The 20,781-nt window shown below is 46.3% G+C and carries 20 protein-coding genes; 8 read left to right on the top strand and 12 right to left on the bottom strand.

The window, feature by feature from the left end; genetic code table 11:
* Positions 1-71: 71 nt before the first annotated feature.
* Both ssuD and MHI14_RS08435 read right to left on the bottom strand, forming a co-directional pair.
* Positions 72-1,229, bottom strand: a complete 1,158-nt coding sequence (gene ssuD / locus MHI14_RS08440) for an FMNH2-dependent alkanesulfonate monooxygenase (protein ID WP_339310200.1) — start codon at positions 1,227-1,229, stop codon at positions 72-74.
* An 18-nt stretch (positions 1,230-1,247) separates the two neighbouring features.
* Positions 1,248-2,702, bottom strand: coding sequence for a 4-hydroxyphenylacetate 3-hydroxylase family protein (locus MHI14_RS08435; protein WP_341130183.1), 1,455 nt, complete (start codon positions 2,700-2,702; stop codon positions 1,248-1,250).
* A gap of 284 nt (positions 2,703-2,986) precedes the next feature.
* On the opposite strand from MHI14_RS08435, the gene MHI14_RS08430 reads away from it, so the two are divergent.
* A complete protein-coding gene (locus MHI14_RS08430) occupies positions 2,987-3,616 on the top strand; it encodes a TetR/AcrR family transcriptional regulator (RefSeq protein WP_341130182.1) in 630 nt (209 codons plus the stop codon).
* Positions 3,617-3,742: 126 nt separating this feature from the next.
* Here the strand turns inward: MHI14_RS08430 and MHI14_RS08425 are convergent, their stop codons facing one another.
* Positions 3,743-4,510, bottom strand: a complete 768-nt coding sequence (locus tag MHI14_RS08425; RefSeq protein ID WP_339310206.1) for an ABC transporter ATP-binding protein — start codon at positions 4,508-4,510, stop codon at positions 3,743-3,745.
* 2 nt (positions 4,511-4,512) lie between these two features.
* Complete coding sequence (locus MHI14_RS08420; protein ID WP_339312607.1) at positions 4,513-5,589, bottom strand: FecCD family ABC transporter permease; 1,077 nt, start codon at positions 5,587-5,589, stop codon at positions 4,513-4,515.
* 166 nt (positions 5,590-5,755) lie between these two features.
* On the opposite strand from MHI14_RS08420, the gene MHI14_RS08415 reads away from it, so the two are divergent.
* The 4 genes from MHI14_RS08415 (at position 5,756) to MHI14_RS08400 (ending at position 9,653) form a co-directional block, all read left to right on the top strand.
* Positions 5,756-6,820 carry an ABC transporter substrate-binding protein gene (locus MHI14_RS08415; protein ID WP_339310208.1) on the top strand — a complete coding sequence of 355 codons (1,065 nt, stop codon included), beginning with the start codon at positions 5,756-5,758 and terminating at the stop codon, positions 6,818-6,820.
* A gap of 163 nt (positions 6,821-6,983) precedes the next feature.
* Complete coding sequence (locus MHI14_RS08410) at positions 6,984-7,406, top strand: MarR family winged helix-turn-helix transcriptional regulator (protein WP_133385634.1); 423 nt, start codon at positions 6,984-6,986, stop codon at positions 7,404-7,406.
* Positions 7,407-7,462: 56 nt separating this feature from the next.
* Positions 7,463-8,302: an alpha/beta hydrolase gene (locus tag MHI14_RS08405; protein ID WP_133385635.1), complete on the top strand. Its 840-nt coding sequence runs from the start codon at positions 7,463-7,465 to the stop codon at positions 8,300-8,302.
* A gap of 145 nt (positions 8,303-8,447) precedes the next feature.
* Complete coding sequence (locus MHI14_RS08400; protein ID WP_091028240.1) at positions 8,448-9,653, top strand: MFS transporter; 1,206 nt, start codon at positions 8,448-8,450, stop codon at positions 9,651-9,653.
* 101 nt (positions 9,654-9,754) lie between these two features.
* On the opposite strand, the gene MHI14_RS08395 is transcribed toward MHI14_RS08400, so the two are convergent.
* The gene (locus MHI14_RS08395) at positions 9,755-10,207 is read right to left on the bottom strand and encodes an Lrp/AsnC family transcriptional regulator (protein ID WP_133385636.1); all 453 of its coding nucleotides are present in this window, start codon (positions 10,205-10,207) and stop codon (positions 9,755-9,757) included.
* A 170-nt stretch (positions 10,208-10,377) separates the two neighbouring features.
* Between MHI14_RS08395 and MHI14_RS08390 the strand changes: the two genes are divergently transcribed.
* Positions 10,378-11,562 (top strand): serine hydrolase domain-containing protein, encoded by a 1,185-nt coding sequence (locus tag MHI14_RS08390; RefSeq protein WP_133385637.1) that lies wholly within the window; start codon positions 10,378-10,380, stop codon positions 11,560-11,562.
* Between the two features lie 58 nt (positions 11,563-11,620).
* Here the strand turns inward: MHI14_RS08390 and MHI14_RS08385 are convergent, their stop codons facing one another.
* The 7 genes from MHI14_RS08385 to MHI14_RS08355 all read right to left on the bottom strand — a co-directional run bounded on the left by MHI14_RS08385 (position 11,621) and on the right by MHI14_RS08355 (position 18,343).
* Complete coding sequence (locus MHI14_RS08385) at positions 11,621-12,982, bottom strand: amino acid permease (protein ID WP_133385638.1); 1,362 nt, start codon at positions 12,980-12,982, stop codon at positions 11,621-11,623.
* 163 nt (positions 12,983-13,145) lie between these two features.
* Positions 13,146-13,391 (bottom strand): hypothetical protein, encoded by a 246-nt coding sequence (locus MHI14_RS08380; protein WP_133385639.1) that lies wholly within the window; start codon positions 13,389-13,391, stop codon positions 13,146-13,148.
* 171 nt (positions 13,392-13,562) lie between these two features.
* Positions 13,563-14,261 carry an RNA polymerase sporulation sigma factor SigK gene (gene sigK / locus MHI14_RS08375; RefSeq protein WP_090915017.1) on the bottom strand — a complete coding sequence of 233 codons (699 nt, stop codon included), beginning with the start codon at positions 14,259-14,261 and terminating at the stop codon, positions 13,563-13,565.
* Between the two features lie 130 nt (positions 14,262-14,391).
* Positions 14,392-14,571 carry a hypothetical protein gene (locus MHI14_RS08370; protein ID WP_036615241.1) on the bottom strand — a complete coding sequence of 60 codons (180 nt, stop codon included), beginning with the start codon at positions 14,569-14,571 and terminating at the stop codon, positions 14,392-14,394.
* 219 nt (positions 14,572-14,790) lie between these two features.
* Positions 14,791-15,738, bottom strand: a complete 948-nt coding sequence (locus MHI14_RS08365) for an alpha/beta hydrolase (protein ID WP_133385683.1) — start codon at positions 15,736-15,738, stop codon at positions 14,791-14,793.
* A 404-nt stretch (positions 15,739-16,142) separates the two neighbouring features.
* Complete coding sequence (locus MHI14_RS08360) at positions 16,143-17,390, bottom strand: MFS transporter (RefSeq protein ID WP_133385684.1); 1,248 nt, start codon at positions 17,388-17,390, stop codon at positions 16,143-16,145.
* A gap of 26 nt (positions 17,391-17,416) precedes the next feature.
* Positions 17,417-18,343, bottom strand: a complete 927-nt coding sequence (locus MHI14_RS08355; protein ID WP_133385685.1) for an ADP-ribosylglycohydrolase family protein — start codon at positions 18,341-18,343, stop codon at positions 17,417-17,419.
* 503 nt (positions 18,344-18,846) lie between these two features.
* Between MHI14_RS08355 and MHI14_RS08350 the strand changes: the two genes are divergently transcribed.
* Both MHI14_RS08350 and MHI14_RS08345 read left to right on the top strand, forming a co-directional pair.
* Positions 18,847-19,515, top strand: a complete 669-nt coding sequence (locus MHI14_RS08350) for an HAD family hydrolase (protein ID WP_091028223.1) — start codon at positions 18,847-18,849, stop codon at positions 19,513-19,515.
* Between the two features lie 47 nt (positions 19,516-19,562).
* Complete coding sequence (locus MHI14_RS08345) at positions 19,563-20,735, top strand: mannitol-1-phosphate 5-dehydrogenase (RefSeq protein WP_133385686.1); 1,173 nt, start codon at positions 19,563-19,565, stop codon at positions 20,733-20,735.
* Positions 20,736-20,781 lie beyond the last annotated feature (46 nt).

The raw sequence follows: 20,781 nt of genomic DNA, 5'->3' as shown, positions 1-20,781 counted from the left end.
TGCCTTTAGTTCGTCTAATCGGCCAGAATGTATGATGTTTTTAATGGAGAGATCGTAAAAAGCAGACCCTATCATTTGGAAGCCGCAGGCGCTTTTACCACATGATCAGGAATGTTATTATTGGCGATGATCTCGCCAAAAGGGCTAATAAACGAGCGCTCGCCGTTATCGCCATATTGTGCATAATTGAGCTTCGGAAACAACAGCTCAGCTGTACGGTAGGCTTCTTCCAGATGCGGGTACCCTGACATAATGAAGGTCTCAATCCCTAGTGCCTCGTACTCCCTAATTCTCGCTGCAACCTGGTCAGGATCACCTACAAGTGCTGTACCGGCACCCCCTCTGACCAGTCCAATGCCTGCCCACAGATTTGGGCTGATCTCCAGATTGGAACGATCCCCATTATGCAGTCTGGCCATTCGCTGTTGACCGACGGAATCCATGCGAGCATAGATCTTCTGGGCAGAAGCAATCGTCTCTTCATCCAGATGAGCGATCAGGTCATTCGCGGCCTGCCAGGCCTCCTCTGCGGTTGGACGAACGATTACATGAAGTCGGATGCCGAAGCGCAGACTTCTTCCCTTTCTGGCAGCAAGCTCTCGCATTCGGTTGATCTTGGCCTCTACCTGGTCAGGTGGCTCACCCCACGTCAGGTATACGTCTACATGCTCGGCAGCCACCTCCATGGCAGCTTCAGAGGAGCCTCCAAAATAAAGTGGAGGATAAGGCTTCTGAATGGTCGGATACAGAACCGATCCACCGTTGACCTTTAAATATTTGCCCTCAAAATCGACTTCTTCGCCCGCCAGCTCCTTGCGCCATATGGTTAGAAATTCATCCGTCAATGCATAACGTTCATCATGATCCAGGAACACCCCGTCTCCCTCAAGCTCGATCGGATCCCCTCCGGCTACAACATTGATCAAAAGTCTTCCTTTGGAGAAGCGATCCAGTGTACTCGCCATTCGTGCCGCCGTGGTCGGAAGCATCAGACCCGGACGTGCAGCGACCAGAAACTTCAGCTTGTCCGTTACCGACACCAGAGAGGAAGCAACGACCCAGGCATCTTCACATGATTTTCCCGTAGGTAGCAGCGCACCGGCAAACCCAAGCTCATCTGCAGCTTGCGCAACCTGCTTGCAATAATGATAGGTCACTGCCCTGGCACCTTCTCGGGTGCCCAGAAATCTTCCATCCCCATGTGTCGGGATAAACCAAAACAATTCCATTTTTCTCTCTCCTCCTGCTCAAATGGTGGCTACTCTGCCCTTGCTGTTCTCTTGAATCAGCTTCCAGACAGGACCTGTTAACGACAATTTGTCATGTCGAATGTAATGGGACGCGAGCCCCCGGATCGGATCACCTGCATAAAATTTTTCATATAACAGATGTCTTGCGCCAAGCGGACTGCCGATGAGATCCCAAGCCAGCTTGAACAGCTCCACTTTTTTCTCTGCACTTACCGCAGCGCCTTCAAAATACAAATGCATAAATTCAGAAATCGGACCGTAGAAGTCCTCAATTCCGGAAGGGGTCTGAACAAAGCCACCTGCGCCGACTTGTTGAAGTATCTCAACAGCCCGTGGATAATATTTGGTTCCCAAATTTCGCGCCGTCTCTACATACGTCAGATCAGGAACGAGTACACCTGCCGCATCAGGCACGGCTTTGGCCTCCGCTGCAATAATCAGCGCCTTGATTACATCAATTTGTGTCAGCAGCTCCCCCAGCTTCTCCTGTATATGCAGAAATCCGGTTACGCCAATCGACTCAGCCACCGCAAAGGCCACACCCGTGACAAATTCCAGCTTGGCGACAAAGCGTACGACATTTTGGTGGAAGGCCAATCCATTGGCTGTACGGTTCCCGCGAAGCTTCAGGACCTTGTCAGAATCGCCGTAGAGAAGCACCCTTTCCCAAGGAATCAGGACATCATCGAAAAAAAGGACCGCATCCATCTCATCGTATCGTGCACTGAGCGGATGATTGCGTTCTCTGGCATCAGCAAATGACTCCCTGCACACAATATGCAGTCCTGGTGAATTGGCGGGTACAATCAAGACATGCGCATGTTTCTGATGTCGGGTCTGAAATTGCAGGAACGAAAAGATCAGAAAGTCATGCGTATACGGTGCACCAGTCGCAATCATTTTGGCTCCTCTAACCACAATCCCTTCCGAAGTTTCCTTCACCACATGCAGGAATCGCTCTGCAATCCGCTGGTCATCCAGTCCGCTGGAACGATCAATCTGGGGATCAATAATGGCTGTTGTCAGAAAGAGGTCGCGGTCTCTGGCCTCATGGTAATAGGTGCTGATTTTATCCGCAAATTGCGGGTCCAGGTCGGATAATTCGTGCCGGGCAGCATACCATCCGGTTACCATGGAACGGGCATAGTCGGATAACCGGCTCATCATGCCATTGGTGCTGGAAGACCAGACTGCAAAGGACTGACTGCGTTTGTTCAATTCGGCTGCTGTGTGCGGTATGAGAAATGAGCTGTGTGCATATCGCTCCTGTCCCTCGAGAGCATAGCCCACTTGCTCCCGTTGAAGAGGATCATCCAGCATATTAAACAACTGCCTGATGGTGGATAGTGTGCCTTTAAAAGCCGCATGTTCGGAAATATTCTTCACCTGCTGCCCTTCCAGCCAGACACGTCGTCCATCCTCCAGACTGGATATGAAAGTATCTCCCCTCAAAATGTCACCCCTTACTTAAATTTTATTTTTCCGATTGATTTGCTATGTTTTATTGTTTATCATAGCTAATATCCATTGGATCGCAACAATCAATGAGTCCAAATTTGACGGTTAACAAACACAAATGCTTGATCTGTCGGGCAACGCCAAAATAAACTACAATCCGGCTTGATTTGAAGGTACCTGCATCTTAAGCGCATTCCCATGGATGCATGAAATGCGGATCTAAACGATGTTGCTTAACCAACAAAAAATACTAATCTGTTGTTTTGAGGTGATATGGAATGAATGAAACTCGAGGTGTCGACCGAAGAATTTACAGAACCCGTGTCATGATCTCTGAAGCTTTTTTGAAAATGATGAAGAAGCAGGATTACGTGGAAATCAGTATCGTGGACATTGCTGAACAAGCGAACATCAACCGTTCAACCTTCTACGCCCACTTTATAGACAAAGAGGATTTACTGGACAAGATGATCAACGAGAAATTGGAGTTGCTGGAACATGTACTCAGTGAACGTTCTGCTGCCATGGATGTGGCCCTTTCTTTTACCGAGCCTGACCCGATCTTTGCGGTCCTGTTTGAGCACATCTTTGAACATGATGAGTTCTACTGGGTCATGCTACTGATCAATCCTGTCGGCAATTTCAGTACCCGGCTGAACGAGGTGATTAAAGCTTATTTTTTTCAACGGATTACCCAACTCGGGATGGATCAGAAGGTTCAGGTACCGCTGGACATTTTACTCGATCATCTCAGCTTCTCCACCAGCGGAATTATTCATAAATGGCTTGAAAACAACAAAGTATACTCTCCCCATCATATGGCTTTGCAGCTTACCCGTCTTGCCCGACTAGGTGTCTACACGGCCATGGGCGCGCAGGCCCAGGATACACGCTCCCCCCCTTCCTGACCTGCCTGTTCTGGAGCCAGAGGCTAACTTGACTAACCTCCTCTGAGAAGAAAGCTAAACACAAAAAAAACTGCCTTCCAAGCTGAAAATCAGCTAGAAAGACAGTTCACTGGAACACTAGACATATCAACGTGTACTCAGATAAGCAATTCCCAAGCCACCCGTAACCGGATTTTCATAGATTTCACAGTCTACATCAAATACCTCACCAATCATTTCACGGGTCAGGATATCAGCCGGTTTGCCGTGGACCACAATCTGGCCCTTTTTCACCACATAGAGATAATCGCAATATTCTGCGGCGAGTTCGAGATCATGCAGCGCTGCCAATATGCCGATGCCGAGTCCACGGACAATATTTAGAATCTGAAGTTGGTATTTGATGTCCAAATGGTTCGTCGGCTCGTCCAGGATCAGGAATTGGGGTTGCTGTGCCAAGACACGCGCCAATACCACACGCTGTTTCTCCCCACCAGACAGAGACACGTAATTGCGGTCTGCATGTCCAGTCAGATGTACTTTTTCCAAAGCCTGCTCCACGATTTCGTGATCCCGTTCATTATCCGTCTCCAGCAGTTTTTTGTGCGGGGTACGGCCCATCATGACCATCTCACGTACCGTAAAATCAAAACTCAATTCATTAAACTGGCCGACAACGCCCATATGTCTGGAAACAAGCTTTGGACTGGATTTGAGAATATCGGTATTGTCCAGAAAAACCTTGCCTTGCTGCGGTTTGATCACTTTATAGATGCTCTTGAGCAGCGTTGACTTACCACAACCATTCGGTCCGATCAGTCCGACAAACTGTTTGCCGTTCACCTGTAATGAAATATCCTTGATGATGTCCGTGTTCAGCACAGAGATGGATACATTTTCTACGTTCAGCTTCATGTTTAATTTCCTCCAAAACCGTAGCCTTTTTTGACCAGCATATACATAAACATCGGCGCACCAATCATGGCTGTAATAATACCGATCGGTAACTCCACGCTGGATATGAGGGATCGTGCAATAACATCCGTCCAGATAAGGAAAATGGCACCAAACAGCACGGATACAGGCATCACTTTACGATGGTCGGAACCCACCAGACCTCTGACGATATGCGGAATAATGAGTCCGACAAAACCAATCATGCCACAGCTCGCCACCATGACTCCTGTCACCAAAGCGGTTAACAGCATGTACACCCTGCGGTACACACTCAGATTAATGCCCAGTGTAACGGCTGCTTCATCCCCCAATAACATCGTATTAAGAACTCTGGACTGTAAAAGGAAGAATAGAATCGCAACCAGTACGACGATACCCACGAGTGGAAGCTTGTTCCATCCAGAAGCCGCCAGGCTGCCCATGGTCCAGAATGTCACCGTTTTGATGCCTTCAGCATTGTTGGCAAAATAAATAATGAAGTTCGAAAAAGCGCTGCATAGCGCGTTAATCACCATTCCGGCAAGCACCAGCTTGACCGACGTCATTTTCCCCCGAATCCCTGCCAAAGTCAGAACCAGTAAGGACGCACCCATCGCACCGGCAAAGGCCCAGAAAGCCACCCCCGTCTGACCAAGCCACCCAATCGCACCAAATCCAATGAGAATTGCAAAGGTTGCTCCAAGTGAAGCGCCTGAGGATATACCCAGTATGTAAGGATCAGCCAGTGGATTCTGCACAGCAGCCTGCATAACAGCACCGCACAAGGCCAAGCCTGCACCGATAAACATCGCCATCAGCACACGCGGAAAGCGAATCTGCCAGATAATATCGGTAAAGGAACCTGCTTCAATGGGTGTTGTTCCCCACTGAAATCCCGTTAATTTGTATAGTAGGATACGATACGACTCCGCCAGTGGAATTTGTACCTGTCCAATGGAAACTGCAATACCTACGGATATAAGCGTAATTATGATTAAAGCTGCAATCAGTAAAGTAAACCCGGATTTACTATGAATCAGAGACTCTCTTTTCCCCATACGCTGTGTCTGAACCTGAACCGTCTGTGCCATCTCTTCCCCCATCAATTCGCGTAAAATGTAGAACAAATTAAATTTAGCTATTTACAATGTGTTTTCTCGGATTATAATTGAGAATGATTATCTTTGTCAATTTAAAACACATAGAAAAGGGGTTCATCATTTAATGAAATTCACATCCAGAACCATTGGCTTCGCTGCTCTAAGTCTCCTGTTACTGCTGCTTGCAGCCTGTTCGAATGTTTCAACTTCTTCCCCTGCCGAAGAAACAACTTCAACAACTAATACGACAGAAACTTCAGCTCCTGCTGAGAGTACAAATAAAACGACGTACCCGCTCACCATTGAGAATTTTACAATCTCCGGTGAGGGCGGCGAGTGGAAACCAAAAGTGCAAGTATTTGATAAAGCCCCTGAACGTGTTGTTGCGAATACCCAATCTGCGGCTGAGATGCTCATCAAATTGGGTCTGACCGATAAAATGGTCGGCGTTGCTGCTCTATACGGTTCCGTTACACCGGATGTGGCTGATGATTTTGCCAAAATTCCGGTATTGTCCAAGGATTATGTAGGTAAAGAGCTGGTTGTAGGTGCAAGCCCGGATCTGGTACTCGGACGGGGTGACCTGTTCGCTGATGCAGACTGGGGCGTGGGTACCGTCGATGGTTTGAATGAAATGAATATCCGCACGTTCCTGCAAACGACGAATCACAAAGGCACACTCGATAGTCTGTATAGCGATATTGCACAACTTGGGCAGATCTTCGACGTTCAAGAAAATGCCGCAACATTCACAGAAAGTCTGAAGACTCGTGTTGATGCCATTAAGGCAAGTGTAGCCGATCAGCCTGAGCATACTTTTGCCTACATCGTACCCGCTACAGAAGACACCATTACGGTAAGCAGCATGCAGAATGATACGTATCAGCTGGATGCACTTGGCCTGTTGAAGCTGAAAAATACGTTTGATGGTGTGCAAGGTGAGGTAAGTGTTGAACAATTGATCACAGCGAACCCGGAGTATCTGCTCTTGTCCGCGTACGCCGGTTCACCGGATATCGACAAGCTGATTCAAAATCTGTATGCCAATCCTGCCCTGCAAAGTATGAACGCAATCAAGAACAAACAGATCTATGTCACAGATTTCAGCCAGTTCTGGGGTTATGGATATCAAATTCTGGATGGTATTGAGAAAATGGGACAGGAAATGAAAGCTAATCCGATTAAGTAATCCCAGGCGTTGGTTGGTAATATAATATTGCAGTGAAGTATTACAATGAAATAAAAACAAAGGAGCAGGAGAAGAAGTTCTCACTGCTCTTTTTTATGCCGTGAATGCAAGAAATCACGGATCAAAGCTTGACATTAGTTTGATAACAAACTATATTACACATATGAAAACAAGAGACGCTATTTCACTCATATCCAAAATTAAAGAGAAGGTCAACCGCTTCATCCTTACTGAGATGGCTGAGCAGGGAATCCAGGATCTTGCCACATCCCATGGGGATATCATCTATGCCCTGTACAACAATCACAGGATGACTATGGCTGAAATCGCCAAAAAAATTGGCAAGGATAAATCCACGGTGACTGCACTTGTGGACAAATTGGTGCGGACAGGATACGTCCTCAAGGAGCGTGATGCAACAGATTCACGAGTTGTTCATGTGGCTTTGACTGCAAAAGGCGAAGAATTAAAGCCTGTCTTTGAAGAGATATCTCAGCGCATGTTGGACGCGTTCTATGCGGACGTTACGGAAGCGGAGAAAAAAGAACTGCTGCGAATTTTAATGAAAATTCATGGCAACTTCTAATTTTTTTTGGAGAAATAGTTTGATATCAAACTAATAGTTTAGAGGAGGTTTTTGGTATGACGGACTACACTCAATTATTACCGGAACATGAAGTAAAGAAGATCGGAGAACATGATTTACACTTGGAAATATTCCAAGGAACCCCGCCTCATGACGAAGAAACAACGACCAAGAAGCCCCCACTGCTGTTCGTTCACGGTGCATACACAGGCAGCTGGATGTGGAGCAAATATATCCCCCACTTTGTCCAGCACGGTTGGACCTGTTATGTCATGAACCTGAGAAGTCACTACAAGAGTCGGGTCATGGACATGACAAAGATTACGTTTGACGATTATTTGGAGGATATTCGTGAAGTGTTAGCCGAGTTCAACGAACCTCCCGTTCTCATTGGCTTTAGCATGGGTGGGATTCTCAGTCAAAAGATTGCAGAAACCGTTACTCTGGCAGGCCTGGTTGTGATTGACGCCAGTCTGAGCAAGGAAGTCCATGAGCTAATCCCCTACCCGGAAAGCAATCGTATCACACCGGGGATCATCATGCCTGCACCTGTCCGTGATGAACTGACCAGTATAGATGAGACGGCAGAAGACATTGCTTTTCAGCGTAAATATCTGCAAACGGAGTCTGCGAAGGCATTTGCTACCTTTTCAGTTCTGTGTGGAGCCGATGGAGTATCCATTAATGGTGATCTGATCTGTTGCCCCAGCTTGGTGATCAAGGCTGTTTCCTGTGAAGACGAAGATCAGAGAGGCAAATTAACTGCCAAGCAGCTACATGCTGAATACGCCGGACTCTGGGATACAACACATACGGGTTTACTGGTAGGCCAACGGTACATGGAACCTGTCCAACTCATCCTTGGATGGTTGAACAGACAGCATCTTTTGAATTAACGGAGAAACTCACAAAATAAAATAAATACCATGTTAAAACCTCCTTCTTACCTTTAATCCTGTATGCAAAAGTTTGATTTTTTTAGATAAGCTTATATGCATAGTTCTGGATAGGATTAAACGATAAGAAAAGAGGTTTTTATTCATGGCCATTAACACATCCCTCCCCAAGCAAAGGGAGCTGCCTTCCATATCTTCAGAACGCCTTCCGTGGGCTGGGCTACTTGCTTTAGCCATGGCTGGATTCATATGCATCCTCACTGAAAGCCTGCCCGCGGGACTGCTGCCGCAAATTGCAAAAGACTTGGGGGTCACTGAAGCCCTCACTGGACAGTTGGTGACTCTTTATGCCATTGGATCACTTATTGCTGCGATTCCCTTGACTGCTGCTACACGTGGATGGAGACGCAGACCTTTACTGCTGGCATGCATTAGCGGCTTTCTTGTCTTTAACACCGTTACCGCCATATCCTCAGATTATATCCTGACACTTGCTGCTCGTTTCATGGCCGGGGTCTCTGCAGGTGTGTTATGGGGGATGACAGCAGGTTATGCTCGTCGGATGGTCCCGGATTCGTTAAAAGGCAAGGCCATGGCTGTGGCTATGGTTGGCACTCCGGTGGCGTTAGCCCTGGGTGTCCCAATCGGTAGTTTTCTTAGTTCTTATATCGGCTGGCGCTTCATCTTCGGGATTGTATCTCTTCTGACCGCAGCTTTAATCGTATGGGTTCTCTGGAAAATGCCGGATTTTGCAGGAGAGCCAGCCGGAGAACGTCTTCCCCTGCATAAAGTGTTTTTAATTCCCGGCGTTAGGCCCATTCTGTTTGTTGTTCTGGCCTGGATGCTTGCCCATAATATCCTTTACACCTATATTTCTCCTTACCTTGCCCAGACGGTATTTGCTAACAGAGTAGACTTGATTTTGCTCATTTTTGGTATCACTTCCATTGTGGGAATTTGGTTAACCGGAATGCTCATTGACCGATTTTTGAGGAGATTAGTAATCATCAGCCTGGCAGCATTCGCCCTGGCGTCTGTCGTGATGGGAATCGGTATTCATCAACCTGTGATTATTATCCTTGGCATTATGATCTGGGGACTTACATTTGGCGGGGCTGCCACACTACTGCAAACTGCCATTGCTCAAGCCGGAGGCAAAAGTGCAGATGTCGCCCAATCGATGCTGGTTACAGCATGGAATCTGGCGATTGGTGGAGGAGGCATCATCGGGGGCATCCTTCTTGAAGTATTTGGAGCAGGATACCTTGCCGGATCGCTGTTTATCTTGCTGATCCCTGCATTGCTCGTAGCTATGCGGGCTTATGAATATGGATTTCCCAAAGTAAAATAACAGGCAGGCATTTTGCATGAGTTACACGTAGGACAAAAGAGGAGTTCACTTGATGTGAACTCCTCTTTTGCATTTCATTTTATAGTTTTATAGACTGCGGTTTATTCTGCCTGTGCCAGTAGATTCGGTCCTTCCATGAGATTTTTATGTGCAATAGGAGAAGACATCGTAATTAAGGTCATGTAAGTGCCGTACGGATCACACTTATTCTCGAACTCTTCGAGTCCCTGGATCGTGTCTGTAAGGATTTTCAGTAAGTAATTATACTCCCCGCTTATCCGATAACATTCCACAACTTCAGGTGACGCACGACAGAAATCCAGGAAAGGATAACAATCCCGCGTACGAAAAAGAACATAGGCCGTGCTCTGCTTGCCCAATTTGGATGGGGAGATCACCGTACGATATTCCTCGATAACGCCCTTTTCTTCCATTCGTTTGACTCGTTCAGTAACAGCTGGTTGAGATAATCCTACTAATTTGCCTAATTCGGTCATGGATAATCTCGCCTGATTCTCCAAATGAAACAGAATATGCTGATCTATTTCGTCCATGTGATTCACTCCTTTAAATACATAAGATATATTCAAGAATAACCTTAAGTATATTCGATAATTCACTATAATACCTTTAGTAAGCCATGTAATACAAAATTAATCATTAATATAATAAACACAGCCACAATAATTAATCAATCACATCAGTTGTTGAGAGGAAGATAAGAATGGGAAAAGAACACATTACAACATTGCATACTTATGTGGATCAGGCAATAGACCGCGCTATAAGCGAAAAAAGAATCGTAGGAACGGTTGTACAAGTTGCATTAGGAGGAGACCTGATATACAGCCGGGCTGCTGGTTTTGCAGACAGGGAGCAAAAACGTACCATGGCAGAAAACGCTCTGTTTCGACTTGCTTCCGTAACGAAACCCATTGTGTCAGCAGCAGCTCTGGCATTGGTCTCACAAGGAAAGCTGAGTCTGCATGATCCGGTGACTCGCTGGCTACCTGCATTCAAGCCCAAGCTTACCCATGGTCAGGACGCTCAAATAACAATTCGTCAATTGATGACACACACCGCTGGTTTAACCTATCGGTTCTTCCAAGAAGACCAAGGCACTTATGAACGCGCAGGAGTTTCGGATGGAATGGATTTATCTGGAATTAGTCTGGAGGAGAATCTCCAAAGGCTTGCTTCTGTTCCTCTTTTGTATTTGCCAGGAAACATGTGGAGATATTCCATCGCGACAGATGTACTCGGAGCGGTTATCGAAAAGGTAACCGGAATGTCACTAAGAGAAGCTGTTCAATTGCTGGTTACTCATCCACTTCGCATGACGGACACTGATTTTGTTGCAGTGGATTCGAATCGGTTGACCGCTGCATACGCTGATGGTTCTGAAGAACCGCGTCTTCTCCATAATGAGTTGGAGCAGGTTCCTTTTATTGAAGGTACTGCCGGTTTCCGGCTTGCCCCTAACCGTGCAAATCAACCTTCGGCTTATCCATCAGGCGGAGCGGGTATGGTTGGGAGTACCGGAGATTTTCTCACTTTACTTGAGACATTGCGGCAAGGGGGTCAGCCTATTCTTACGGAAGCTGTTGCCACCGAGATGGCCACGAATCAAATCGGTGAACTCGTCATGCCGTATTGGCCAGGAAGAGGGTTTGGCCTTGGTTTTACAGTACTTAAAGATCCTGTTGCAGCTGGCACCCCGGAATCCCCGGGCACGTGGCGGATGGGTGGAACTTACGGGCATTCCTGGTTTGTTGATCCAAAAGAAGAACTTAGTGTTGCAGCATTCACCAACACGGCACTTGAAGGGATGTCGGGCCCATACACTACCGATATCTGTGATGCCATCTACGCAGGCATTCGTGAAAGCAAAGGGGCTACAAGAATTTAAATACGAATAACCGCCCAATATCATTGGGCGGCTATTTATTTGGCAACGATGGTAAGACTTACTGTCTGTTACTGCTCAAGTTTCTTTTTTTGAGAAGGTAGATCCCAGCAACCAGAATAAACCACACCGGCGTGACAAACAGTGCAACACGCGTATCCTCGGCCAATGCCAACACCACCAGCACAAACGCCAGGAATGCCAGAATCAAGTAGTTCGAAAACGGATATAGTGGAAGTTTGAAGCGGCTGCGACTCGCCAGTTCCGGCTGAGTACGACGATATCTGAGATGACAGATCACCATGATACCCCAGACAAAGATGAAACACACGGTAGACACGCTCGTGATCAGCGTAAATACGCCTTCTGGCATGATATAATTCAGAACAATTGCGATCAAAATAACAATCGTAGAGAAAAACAGCGCGTTGGAAGGAACCTTCCTGTTATTCAGTCGTGCAAATGACTCGGGTGCGTTGCGATCCTTTGCCATGGAGAACACCATACGGCTTGTACTAAAAATGGCACTGTTACACGCTGACGCTGCGGAAGTCAATACCACGAAGTTCACAATGCCGGCGGCAGCTGCAATACCCACAGCGGCAAACACTTGTACAAACGGACTTTCAGTAGGCACAATGGCGTTCCACGGGTAGATACTCATAATAATCAGCAGTGCGCCAACATAGAACAGCAGTACCCGGATCGGAATCTGGTTAATTGCTCTCGGAATAACCTTCTCTGGGTTCTCCGTTTCCCCTGCTGTGAGTCCTACCAGTTCCATGCCTACAAAGGCAAACACCACCATCTGGAACGATATGATAAAGCCATGCAGTCCATTCGGAAACCATCCCCCATGACTCCACAGATTGGTGAAGCTGGCTGGACCCTGATCCGTTGTAAAACCTTTGAAAATCATATATAAACCAACAACAATGAGTGCCAGAATAGCCACGACTTTAATCAGGGCAAACCAGAATTCCATCTCCCCAAACAACTTGACCGTTGCCAAGTTCATGATCAGCAAAATGACTAACGCAATTAACCCTGGCATCCACTGAGGTACATTCGGAAACCAAAACTGCGTATATAAACCAACTGCCGTAATATCAGCCATGGCGATGGATATCCAGCAGAACCAATAGGTCCAGCCTGTAATAAATGCCGCCATATTTCCCAGGTAATCACGCACAAAATCGACAAAGGAATGATACTGCAAGTTACTTAACAGCAGCTCCCCCAATGCACGCATGATCAGGAACAACACTACACCCGTAATGATGTAGGCCAGCAAGATGGATGGCCCTGTCAGCTGGATCGTTTTGCCTGCTCCGAGAAACAAACCTGTACCGATCGCCCCTCCAATCGCCATCAACTGCACGTGCCTGTTCTTTAATCCCCTTGTTAACGTTTCTTGCTGCATGATCAACCACCACTCTCTTTCTGCAAATGCTCTCTACGATGCAAAATATTATTACTCATCATATAATAATCTGCTCAGAATACATATCCCTCATTTTATATATTTTTTTGCACAGCAAATAGGCCACCTTGTAAAAGGTGACCTCTGTTTATGTACACGTTTATCATACATACCTAATAAAATATATTAAAATATAAACCAAGCTTAGAACGGCAACGACTAAAAAAGCAATGGCTAATGAACGTTCGGTTTTCCAAACTCGAATAGCATTAGCAACACTAATCATCAATAGCGCAATCAAGTTAATATTACCCGAGTTTGATTGGAACATGTTAAAAACGATCATCATAAATCCTACGATCCAGATTAACAAAAACCACAGTGGAGTTTTCTGAAAAAGCTGCTTCATTATGATTTACTCCTTATATTAAATTGTCTGTTTATAAGATATTCTTCAACAGGGAGATAAATTCCTTTATTTAGGTTATAATCCCAAATAATCAATACTATATAGACCAATTTTAAGTATCTTCACAGTAAAAAGGGCTCCCGATAAAGGCGCCCTCTGGTTGTTCAGCAACTATTTTTGCTTATAAAACTCATGATACAGCTTCATTAACGCCCGCTTCTCAATCCGTGATACGTATGAGCGTGAGATGCCCAGTTCCTTGGCAATTTCGCGTTGAGTTCGTTCTTCCCCGCCTGCTTCCAGGCCAAATCGACCGATTACAACTTCCTTCTCCCGGTCATCCAGGATGTCTAGATTGCGATAAATTTTGCTTTTTTCAATCTTAAGCTGTACCCGATCTACAACATCATCAGCTTCTGTCCCAAGGATATCGATCAATGTAATTTCATTGCCTTCTTTGTCCGTACCGATGGGGTCATGCAAGGATACGTCTTTGCGTGTTTTCTTCAGGGAACGCAGATGCATAAGTATCTCGTTTTCAATACATCTAGCGGCAAATGTGGCAAGCTTTGTACCTTTGCCTTGTTGAAAACTTTCTATGGCTTTAATCAAACCAATGGTTCCGATGGAAATCAAGTCCTCTTGATCTTCACCCGTATTGTCGAACTTTTTGACGATATGCGCGACGAGGCGCAGATTGTGTTCAATGAGCAGATTGCGAGAGTGAGCATTGCCTTCAGCCATAAGGCGCAAATGTTTGGCTTCATCATCCTCAGCCAGTGGCTGGGGGAACGCATTATTTTTGACATACGAGACGAGTAACGTTAACTCTTTAATGAATAGAGCAATTGCGGTAAACAATCCGGGCACAGATGACACCTCCTGCAGTTTTACAACGATCTGGCCTGAGCACATGTGGGAACAGGGTCGATCTATTGTATGTAGGCAGAGGCCCAGAAGTGCACGTACACTTGAAAAAGGGGATGATCTCGCGAAAATTTCACAGACTCACAGAAACAATGGAGCCCACCCGCTGAAGCAGGAGAAATTCTTTTTCCACACTTTCGATAAAATACTTCTTTTCACCAAATAGGACAACATCATTCTGGGCTAATGAAACATCGCTTTTAAAATAGATCACATTGTCCGTTTCACGGAACGCACCTTTGTAATAAAACATCATATCCCTCTCCTTCTTAACACTACCTATGTAATCAATTAAACCATTACTTACACTCTCATTAACCCCATCCCCAAAAATAAAAATACCTCATATGTTCCATTCCGATGACTTGATTCATAACAAAAACCCCAGCTCTGTACAAAACAGAACTGAGGCTGCGGCTCATCCAATATGAATCCCAGTAAATATCTGAGAATCCCTAGGAATACCGGTTAATTACTTGAAGATTCGTTGTGAGAACTGATACAAACCGCTGTTCCAGACAGATGGTTCATGTCCACCTACATCCAGATACCAAGTATGCGGAATGTTCATGCTGCTCAAGCCGTTTTTGAAATTCTGGCTGACCCATAACAGACCATCACTTGATCCACAGGAGATCCAGAGCAATTTGAGTTGGCTGGCAACTTGTCCCGGGTTGGAAACCAGCTGCGATACAGATTGCGTATTCGGTGCAGCCGAGAAGGCCCCTACCCAGGCGAAGGTATTCAGATTTTTCAATCCAAAGTTAAGCGATTGTCCACCACCCATGGACAGACCGGCCAACGCACGACTATTCTTGTCTTTGTACACCGGATAATTGGCCTCGATATGAGGAATCAGATCCTTGAGCAAGTCTTGCTCAAATCGTTCAAACGCAGCCACCTTGTCTGGAGCAAAAATGTCACCAACTGGACGGTCGTCCTTCATAGCACGTCCATTCGGCATGACAACGATCATATCTGACAGCTTACCTTCAGAATACAAGTTGTCCAGAATGTTCTTCGGTTTCATGGCGTTTACCCACTCATGCTCATCTCCGCCGATACCGTGCAAGAGATACAGGACGTTATACTTTTTATTTTGTGAATATCCTGGCGGTGTATACACCGTCGCTTTCCGTGTATTGCCTACCGTTGTGGAATAATAGGAGATCAGATTGGTATTGCCGTGTGGAATATTGTTACGATACGCATCATAACCCGGCGGTGCAGGCACAACCGGAGTGTTAGCCAGCGCATTTTGTCCCGTATTATCCATGGTGCCGGTCGCTCCCTGATCGATCACCGCCTGAATGGGGGTTGTAGCTGGAGTTTCCTGCATATCGGCTGCAGACGCCATCGTTGGTACAAGGAGTGCTGCTGTGATGGAGAGACTCAGAATCTTGGACAGACGTTTTTTCATCAATATCAATCTCCTTTGGAATATGATTTTCAACCGTGTTCGAACCTCGTAACAGGTCTTTCAGATACACACAAAACTTCAATTGAAAGCCCTTACATTTTAGAGTAAAGTTCCTCCTTTCCACGCATGAATACGGACCTGCATCCTTTGCCTTTCCCAATATGGAAGTAAAGAATCACGATCCATAATTTACAATGAATTCCAATTACAACTTTATTATATCACCTCCCAAGACTTGTACATCATCAAAAAACTTAAATAACTATACCTTATAGTTTAAAAAGTATACTTCTGCACACCACCATACCCTCTATTCGCTTCCTCCACTTCGGATCTCATCATGAAATAAAAAAGCCTCAACTCTCCGTGTTCAACGGAAGAATTGAGGCGAACCGATTCCATTTTCAGCTTGCCGACGTTGCCTCTACTACCTCAACAACCTCTGGCCCATGATGTTTACGATCCATGAACAGACTGAAGAGCAGTCCTAGCAAACCCAATCCGGCAATAACTGCCGCATACAAAGGTACGGATATAAGACCCGTGTGGGTAATTGCATACCCGCCCAGATAGGCACCACCTGCATTCCCCAGGTTAAATGCGGAGTGACTTGATGTTGTTGCCAGCAGTGGCGCTTCGCGGGTCATATTCATGATTCGAATCTGCAATCCCGGCATAATGCCAAAAGCCGCAACGCCCCACAAGAATATAGTGATTACAGCAAGATAAGGGCTCTCCAGGGTAAGCGTAAGTGCAGCCAGAAGCACCGCCAGTATCCCAAAATTGACGATTAGGGAAGGCATCAGCTTCCAGTCCGCCAGACGGCCGCCAACCATGTTCCCCAAGGTAACGCCGAAGCCAAACAATACCAGAATCCAGGTCACATTCTGTTCGGCAAAACCACTAATGTCCACAAGCATCGGCGTGATGTAAGTGAACACGGCGAATAGACTTCCACATCCCATCGCTCCAACAAGCAGAACCAATAATACTTGGGGACGAACCAAATTTCGAAATTGCTGTCCGAGATTTGCTGGTGCTCCTTGCGGGAGCACGGGAATAAAACGAATGATGCCAATCAACGAAATGATGCCCAAGATCGTAATCGCCCCGAAAGATGAACGCCATCCAAGCTGTTGCCCGATAAACGTACCAAACGGAACACCAATAATATTCGCAATTGTAAGCCCTGCAAGAACAACGGATACTGCTCCTGCCCTTCTCTCGGGTGCAACAAGCCGCGTTGCCATGATTGAACCTACACCGAGGAACGTACCATGGGCAAATGCCGTTAATATCCGTGCCGAGATTAACAACCCGTATGTGGGAGCAATGACAGACAATGCGTTACCGATAATGAAAATGCACATGAGCAGCACCAGCAGTTTCTTCTGTGGAATCTTGTGAGTAAACACGGTTAATATCGGTGCACCTACCGCTACACCCAGTGCATATCCCGTAATGAGTTGTCCTGCCTGTGGAATGCTTACATTCAAATCTGTTGCTACATTGGGCAGCAGGCCCATAATAATAAATTCAGTCATACCAATCGCAAAAGCTCCAATAGTCAAGCATAACAGGGACAATGGAAACGCCCCTCGTTTACCTGACTGTGAAACCTGTGGTTGTATTGTGTGTCCAGTCGTGCTCATAGATGTTCTCTTCTCCTGTCTCTTAATCAACGATGTTCTGTCGCCTTCAACCACAAGGCATCTGTTAGTTGTTCGAACGTTTCACGCATAGCCAGCTTGTCCCGCCAGTGTGCCGGAATACCACTCAGTCCATAATAAGCACCTGCAATCTGCCCATACACCGCACCTGTAGTATCCGCATCATCACCCAGATTCACAGCTAACAATGCACCTTCTTCAAAGCTTGCCGACTTATGGAACGCCCATAGTGCTGCTTCGAGTGAACGAACCACATAACCACTGCCCTTAATTTCGGGCGGTTCTTTCCTCTGATAGGACCCCCTAACAACCTCTTCAATAGCGGGTGAAAATGAAACCTCTTCCCTCCACTGTAGGCATGTCTCCGGCATCAGCATGACGTTTTTGTCTGCTCCTCGCAGACCAGCAACAAGTATGGCAGCCAGCACTTCACATGCTTCCACGCTTTCCGTTGCAGCATGTGTTGTACGAGAGCTCAACCCGGCATAGCGGACCGCCTCGTTAGGTTGATTGGCATAAGCCATCACGACAGGAGCAAGCCTCATGATAGAGCCATTACCTGCCGTCATTGGGTCAGTTGATCCGCTGTAGGCTTCCCCAGTTATCTCAAACCTCTCCAAGGCACTTCGGGTGGCACCTCCGATATCGAAGCAATTACCTGTGCTGCTCATATACCCGACCTTGTACCAATTGACGTATCTGCGCATCTGATCCGCAGAATCAAAGTCTGCCTTGCGTATCAAACTTTCTGCCAGACATAGAGCCATGGATGTATCATCTGTCCATTGCCCTGCCTCCAGCCCAAATACGCCACCTCCCACCATATCCGTTACAGGTTCAAACGTGCCAGGGCTGCTGAATTCCACGGTAGTTCCGAGCGCATCACCCACTGCAAGCCCGATGAAGCAGCCATTGAAACGGTCTTTTTGCAGCATCCTTTTCTTCCTCCCTTACTCCATGTACTTTCAGAATCTTTCTTCCATTCTCCCACACGGCTTGATCCGGCGTAAAGCTAATAAAATCCAATCAATTAAGCTCCATTTCTTCTATTATAAAAGTGTCGAAAGCTGTTGAACGGCCTGATTATCAAATTTTCATAAAAAAAGTTTTATTTTTTCGAGCTGAAAATACAGTTTATTCGGTACACCGCTTACATGCAAAGGGGTTAACGGTTTGCAACGTTCATCATTTTCTGAAAACAAATCATATATGTGAAAATTTTCAATGTAAACAATCATGACACGCTTGACCTCTCAGTTTGTCCTATGTTACGGTTTTATTAGCTTAAAACGCATATTTTTTCCCAAATTAATATTCATTTTCGATTTACTGCGTCAACTAACTTCCCGCAGGTTAATGAATATACGGAAATGAATTTACAGAAAATTTTCATTCGTTTTTATTCCCAAACTAATTCTGAAACAGGAGGAACAAATTTATGATTAAGGCACTGGTGTTTGATTTCGACGGAACGATTATTGATACAGAGACAGCATGGTATATTGCTTTTCGTGATGCTTACAAGGAACACGGCGTGGATCTAACCCTGGAGATGTATTCACAATGCATCGGTACCAGTCTGAAAACATTTAATCCGTATGAGTACCTCATCACAGATTTGAATCTTCCGATCGATCGGGAAGCGTTCAGGGAATCCGTTCAGTTGCAGCACGCTGCATTGATGAACAAAGAGAAGGTTCGTCCTGGTATTCAGGAATATCTCGAACAAGCACGTGAAGCCGGACTGAAACTCGCTGTAGCATCCAGCTCCAAACGGGATTGGGTTGAACAGCATCTGGAACAACTGAAACTGAAAGATTATTTTGAAGTCATTCGTACGGCAGATGATGTTGCAAATGTGAAGCCTGACCCGGAACTCTACACTCAAGCGCTTGAAGCCCTTGGAGTAACTGCAGACGAAGCCGTAGCGATTGAGGATTCACCTAACGGCGCGCGTGCAGCTGCTGCGGCTGGTATGCACTGCGTAGTCATCTCGAATACCATCACAGGAACACTGGAATTCGATATGCCTCACCAACGGCTGTCTTGCTTGACTGACCTCTCATTTAACGATTTGATTTCGAAGCCACTCGTCACTACCGTCTAAGGTCTGCACGAATTTCGCGATTTAATCCTTAAAGGGGGAGTTCACACATGAAAGCTGTACATTTTGGTGCGGGCAATATAGGCCGCGGTTTTATCGGTCATATGTTGTCCGCTTCCGACTACGAAGTCTGCTTTGTCGCACGTAACCCGAAGAAAATCTCCATGCTTCAAGAGAGACAGGAATATCCGATTACACTTGCCAACAGCGAACAGGATACAACGATTGTCAACAACGTGACGGCTATCAACGTAAGTGAGCAGAATCTGGTTGCTGAAGAGATCGCTTCAGCCGATCTGATCACAACCGCCGTCGGTGTATCTGCTCTCGGAGATATCGCAGAGCCTATTGCCAAAGGCATTCAACTTCGCATGAAAAACAATAACCAGGCGCCACTGCATATTATCGCTTGCGAGAATGCTATAGGTGGGAGCACCCGGCTGAAGAAACGCATCTATCCATTCCTGGATGAAAAAACCCGTAATAAAGCGGAACGTTATGTTTCTTTCCCCAATGCAGCTGTGGATCGGATTGTTCCGGCCCAAAACCACAAGGACCCGCTGCAGGTCACTGTTGAACCTTTTTACGAATGGGTCGTTCATCGTCCAGCACTTCTGGATGGTTTTAAGAAAATTGATGGTGTCCACTATGTGGACTCCCTTGAACCTTATATTGAGCGTAAAATGTTTACGGTGAATACAAGCCACTGTGTTGCCGCATACTTCGGATATCTCGAAGGATTCAAGACAATCCGGCAAGTTATGAGCAACTCCACCCTGCGGGCCAAGGTACGCCATGTTATGGAAGAGACCGGTGAGATGCTCATCCAGAAGCACGGATTCAACGCACAGAAGCATAATAAATATATCGACACCATACTGGAACGCTTCGCCAATCCCAACCTGACGGATCAGGTCACCCGGGTTGGACGTTCCCCCCTTCGCAAGCTCTCGCCTCATGATCGGCTTGTTCGCCCAGCGATGCAGGCCAGTGAATTCGGAATCGACATTCCTCATTTAACTTCTGCTATGGCAGCCGCAATGCTGTTCAATGACAAACGCGACGAGGAAGCCATGAAGCTACAACACATGATTCGCGAAGATGGCGTCTCCGCCTTTATCCGTGAACGCATGGGAATTCCCAACGAACATCCCGTTCATCAGAATGTAATCGCCAGCTATCAGGAACTCAGAGGGCGTAAGGAATCGACGATACTAACCTGAATATGCCTATCAGTCCTATCAAGTCCTATCAAGGTTATTGGTTCGA

The sequence above is a fragment of the Paenibacillus sp. FSL K6-2393 genome (assembly GCF_038002545.1).
In the GTDB taxonomy this organism is placed as follows: domain Bacteria; phylum Bacillota; class Bacilli; order Paenibacillales; family Paenibacillaceae; genus Paenibacillus.
Note: the sequence above shows the minus strand (reverse complement) of the source record. Positions and strands in the feature narration are given on the sequence as shown.

Bases quoted from the DNA above. Each gene is read 5' to 3' on its own strand.
- ssuD (WP_339310200.1), bottom strand. From the start codon at position 1,229: ATGGAATTGTTTTGGTTTATCCCGACACATGGGGATGGAAGATTTCTG.
- MHI14_RS08430 (WP_341130182.1), top strand. From the start codon at position 2,987: ATGAATGAAACTCGAGGTGTCGACCGAAGAATTTACAGAACCCGTGTC.
- MHI14_RS08425 (WP_339310206.1), bottom strand. From the start codon at position 4,510: ATGAAGCTGAACGTAGAAAATGTATCCATCTCTGTGCTGAACACGGAC.
- MHI14_RS08420 (WP_339312607.1), bottom strand. From the start codon at position 5,589: ATGGGGAAAAGAGAGTCTCTGATTCATAGTAAATCCGGGTTTACTTTA.
- MHI14_RS08415 (WP_339310208.1), top strand. From the start codon at position 5,756: ATGAAATTCACATCCAGAACCATTGGCTTCGCTGCTCTAAGTCTCCTG.
- MHI14_RS08410 (WP_133385634.1), top strand. From the start codon at position 6,984: ATGAAAACAAGAGACGCTATTTCACTCATATCCAAAATTAAAGAGAAG.
- MHI14_RS08405 (WP_133385635.1), top strand. From the start codon at position 7,463: ATGACGGACTACACTCAATTATTACCGGAACATGAAGTAAAGAAGATC.
- MHI14_RS08400 (WP_091028240.1), top strand. From the start codon at position 8,448: ATGGCCATTAACACATCCCTCCCCAAGCAAAGGGAGCTGCCTTCCATA.
- MHI14_RS08395 (WP_133385636.1), bottom strand. From the start codon at position 10,207: ATGGACGAAATAGATCAGCATATTCTGTTTCATTTGGAGAATCAGGCG.
- MHI14_RS08390 (WP_133385637.1), top strand. From the start codon at position 10,378: ATGGGAAAAGAACACATTACAACATTGCATACTTATGTGGATCAGGCA.
- MHI14_RS08385 (WP_133385638.1), bottom strand. From the start codon at position 12,982: ATGCAGCAAGAAACGTTAACAAGGGGATTAAAGAACAGGCACGTGCAG.
- MHI14_RS08380 (WP_133385639.1), bottom strand. From the start codon at position 13,391: ATGAAGCAGCTTTTTCAGAAAACTCCACTGTGGTTTTTGTTAATCTGG.
- MHI14_RS08370 (WP_036615241.1), bottom strand. From the start codon at position 14,571: ATGTTTTATTACAAAGGTGCGTTCCGTGAAACGGACAATGTGATCTAT.
- MHI14_RS08365 (WP_133385683.1), bottom strand. From the start codon at position 15,738: ATGAAAAAACGTCTGTCCAAGATTCTGAGTCTCTCCATCACAGCAGCA.
- MHI14_RS08360 (WP_133385684.1), bottom strand. From the start codon at position 17,390: ATGAGCACGACTGGACACACAATACAACCACAGGTTTCACAGTCAGGT.
- MHI14_RS08355 (WP_133385685.1), bottom strand. From the start codon at position 18,343: ATGCTGCAAAAAGACCGTTTCAATGGCTGCTTCATCGGGCTTGCAGTG.
- MHI14_RS08350 (WP_091028223.1), top strand. From the start codon at position 18,847: ATGATTAAGGCACTGGTGTTTGATTTCGACGGAACGATTATTGATACA.
- MHI14_RS08345 (WP_133385686.1), top strand. From the start codon at position 19,563: ATGAAAGCTGTACATTTTGGTGCGGGCAATATAGGCCGCGGTTTTATC.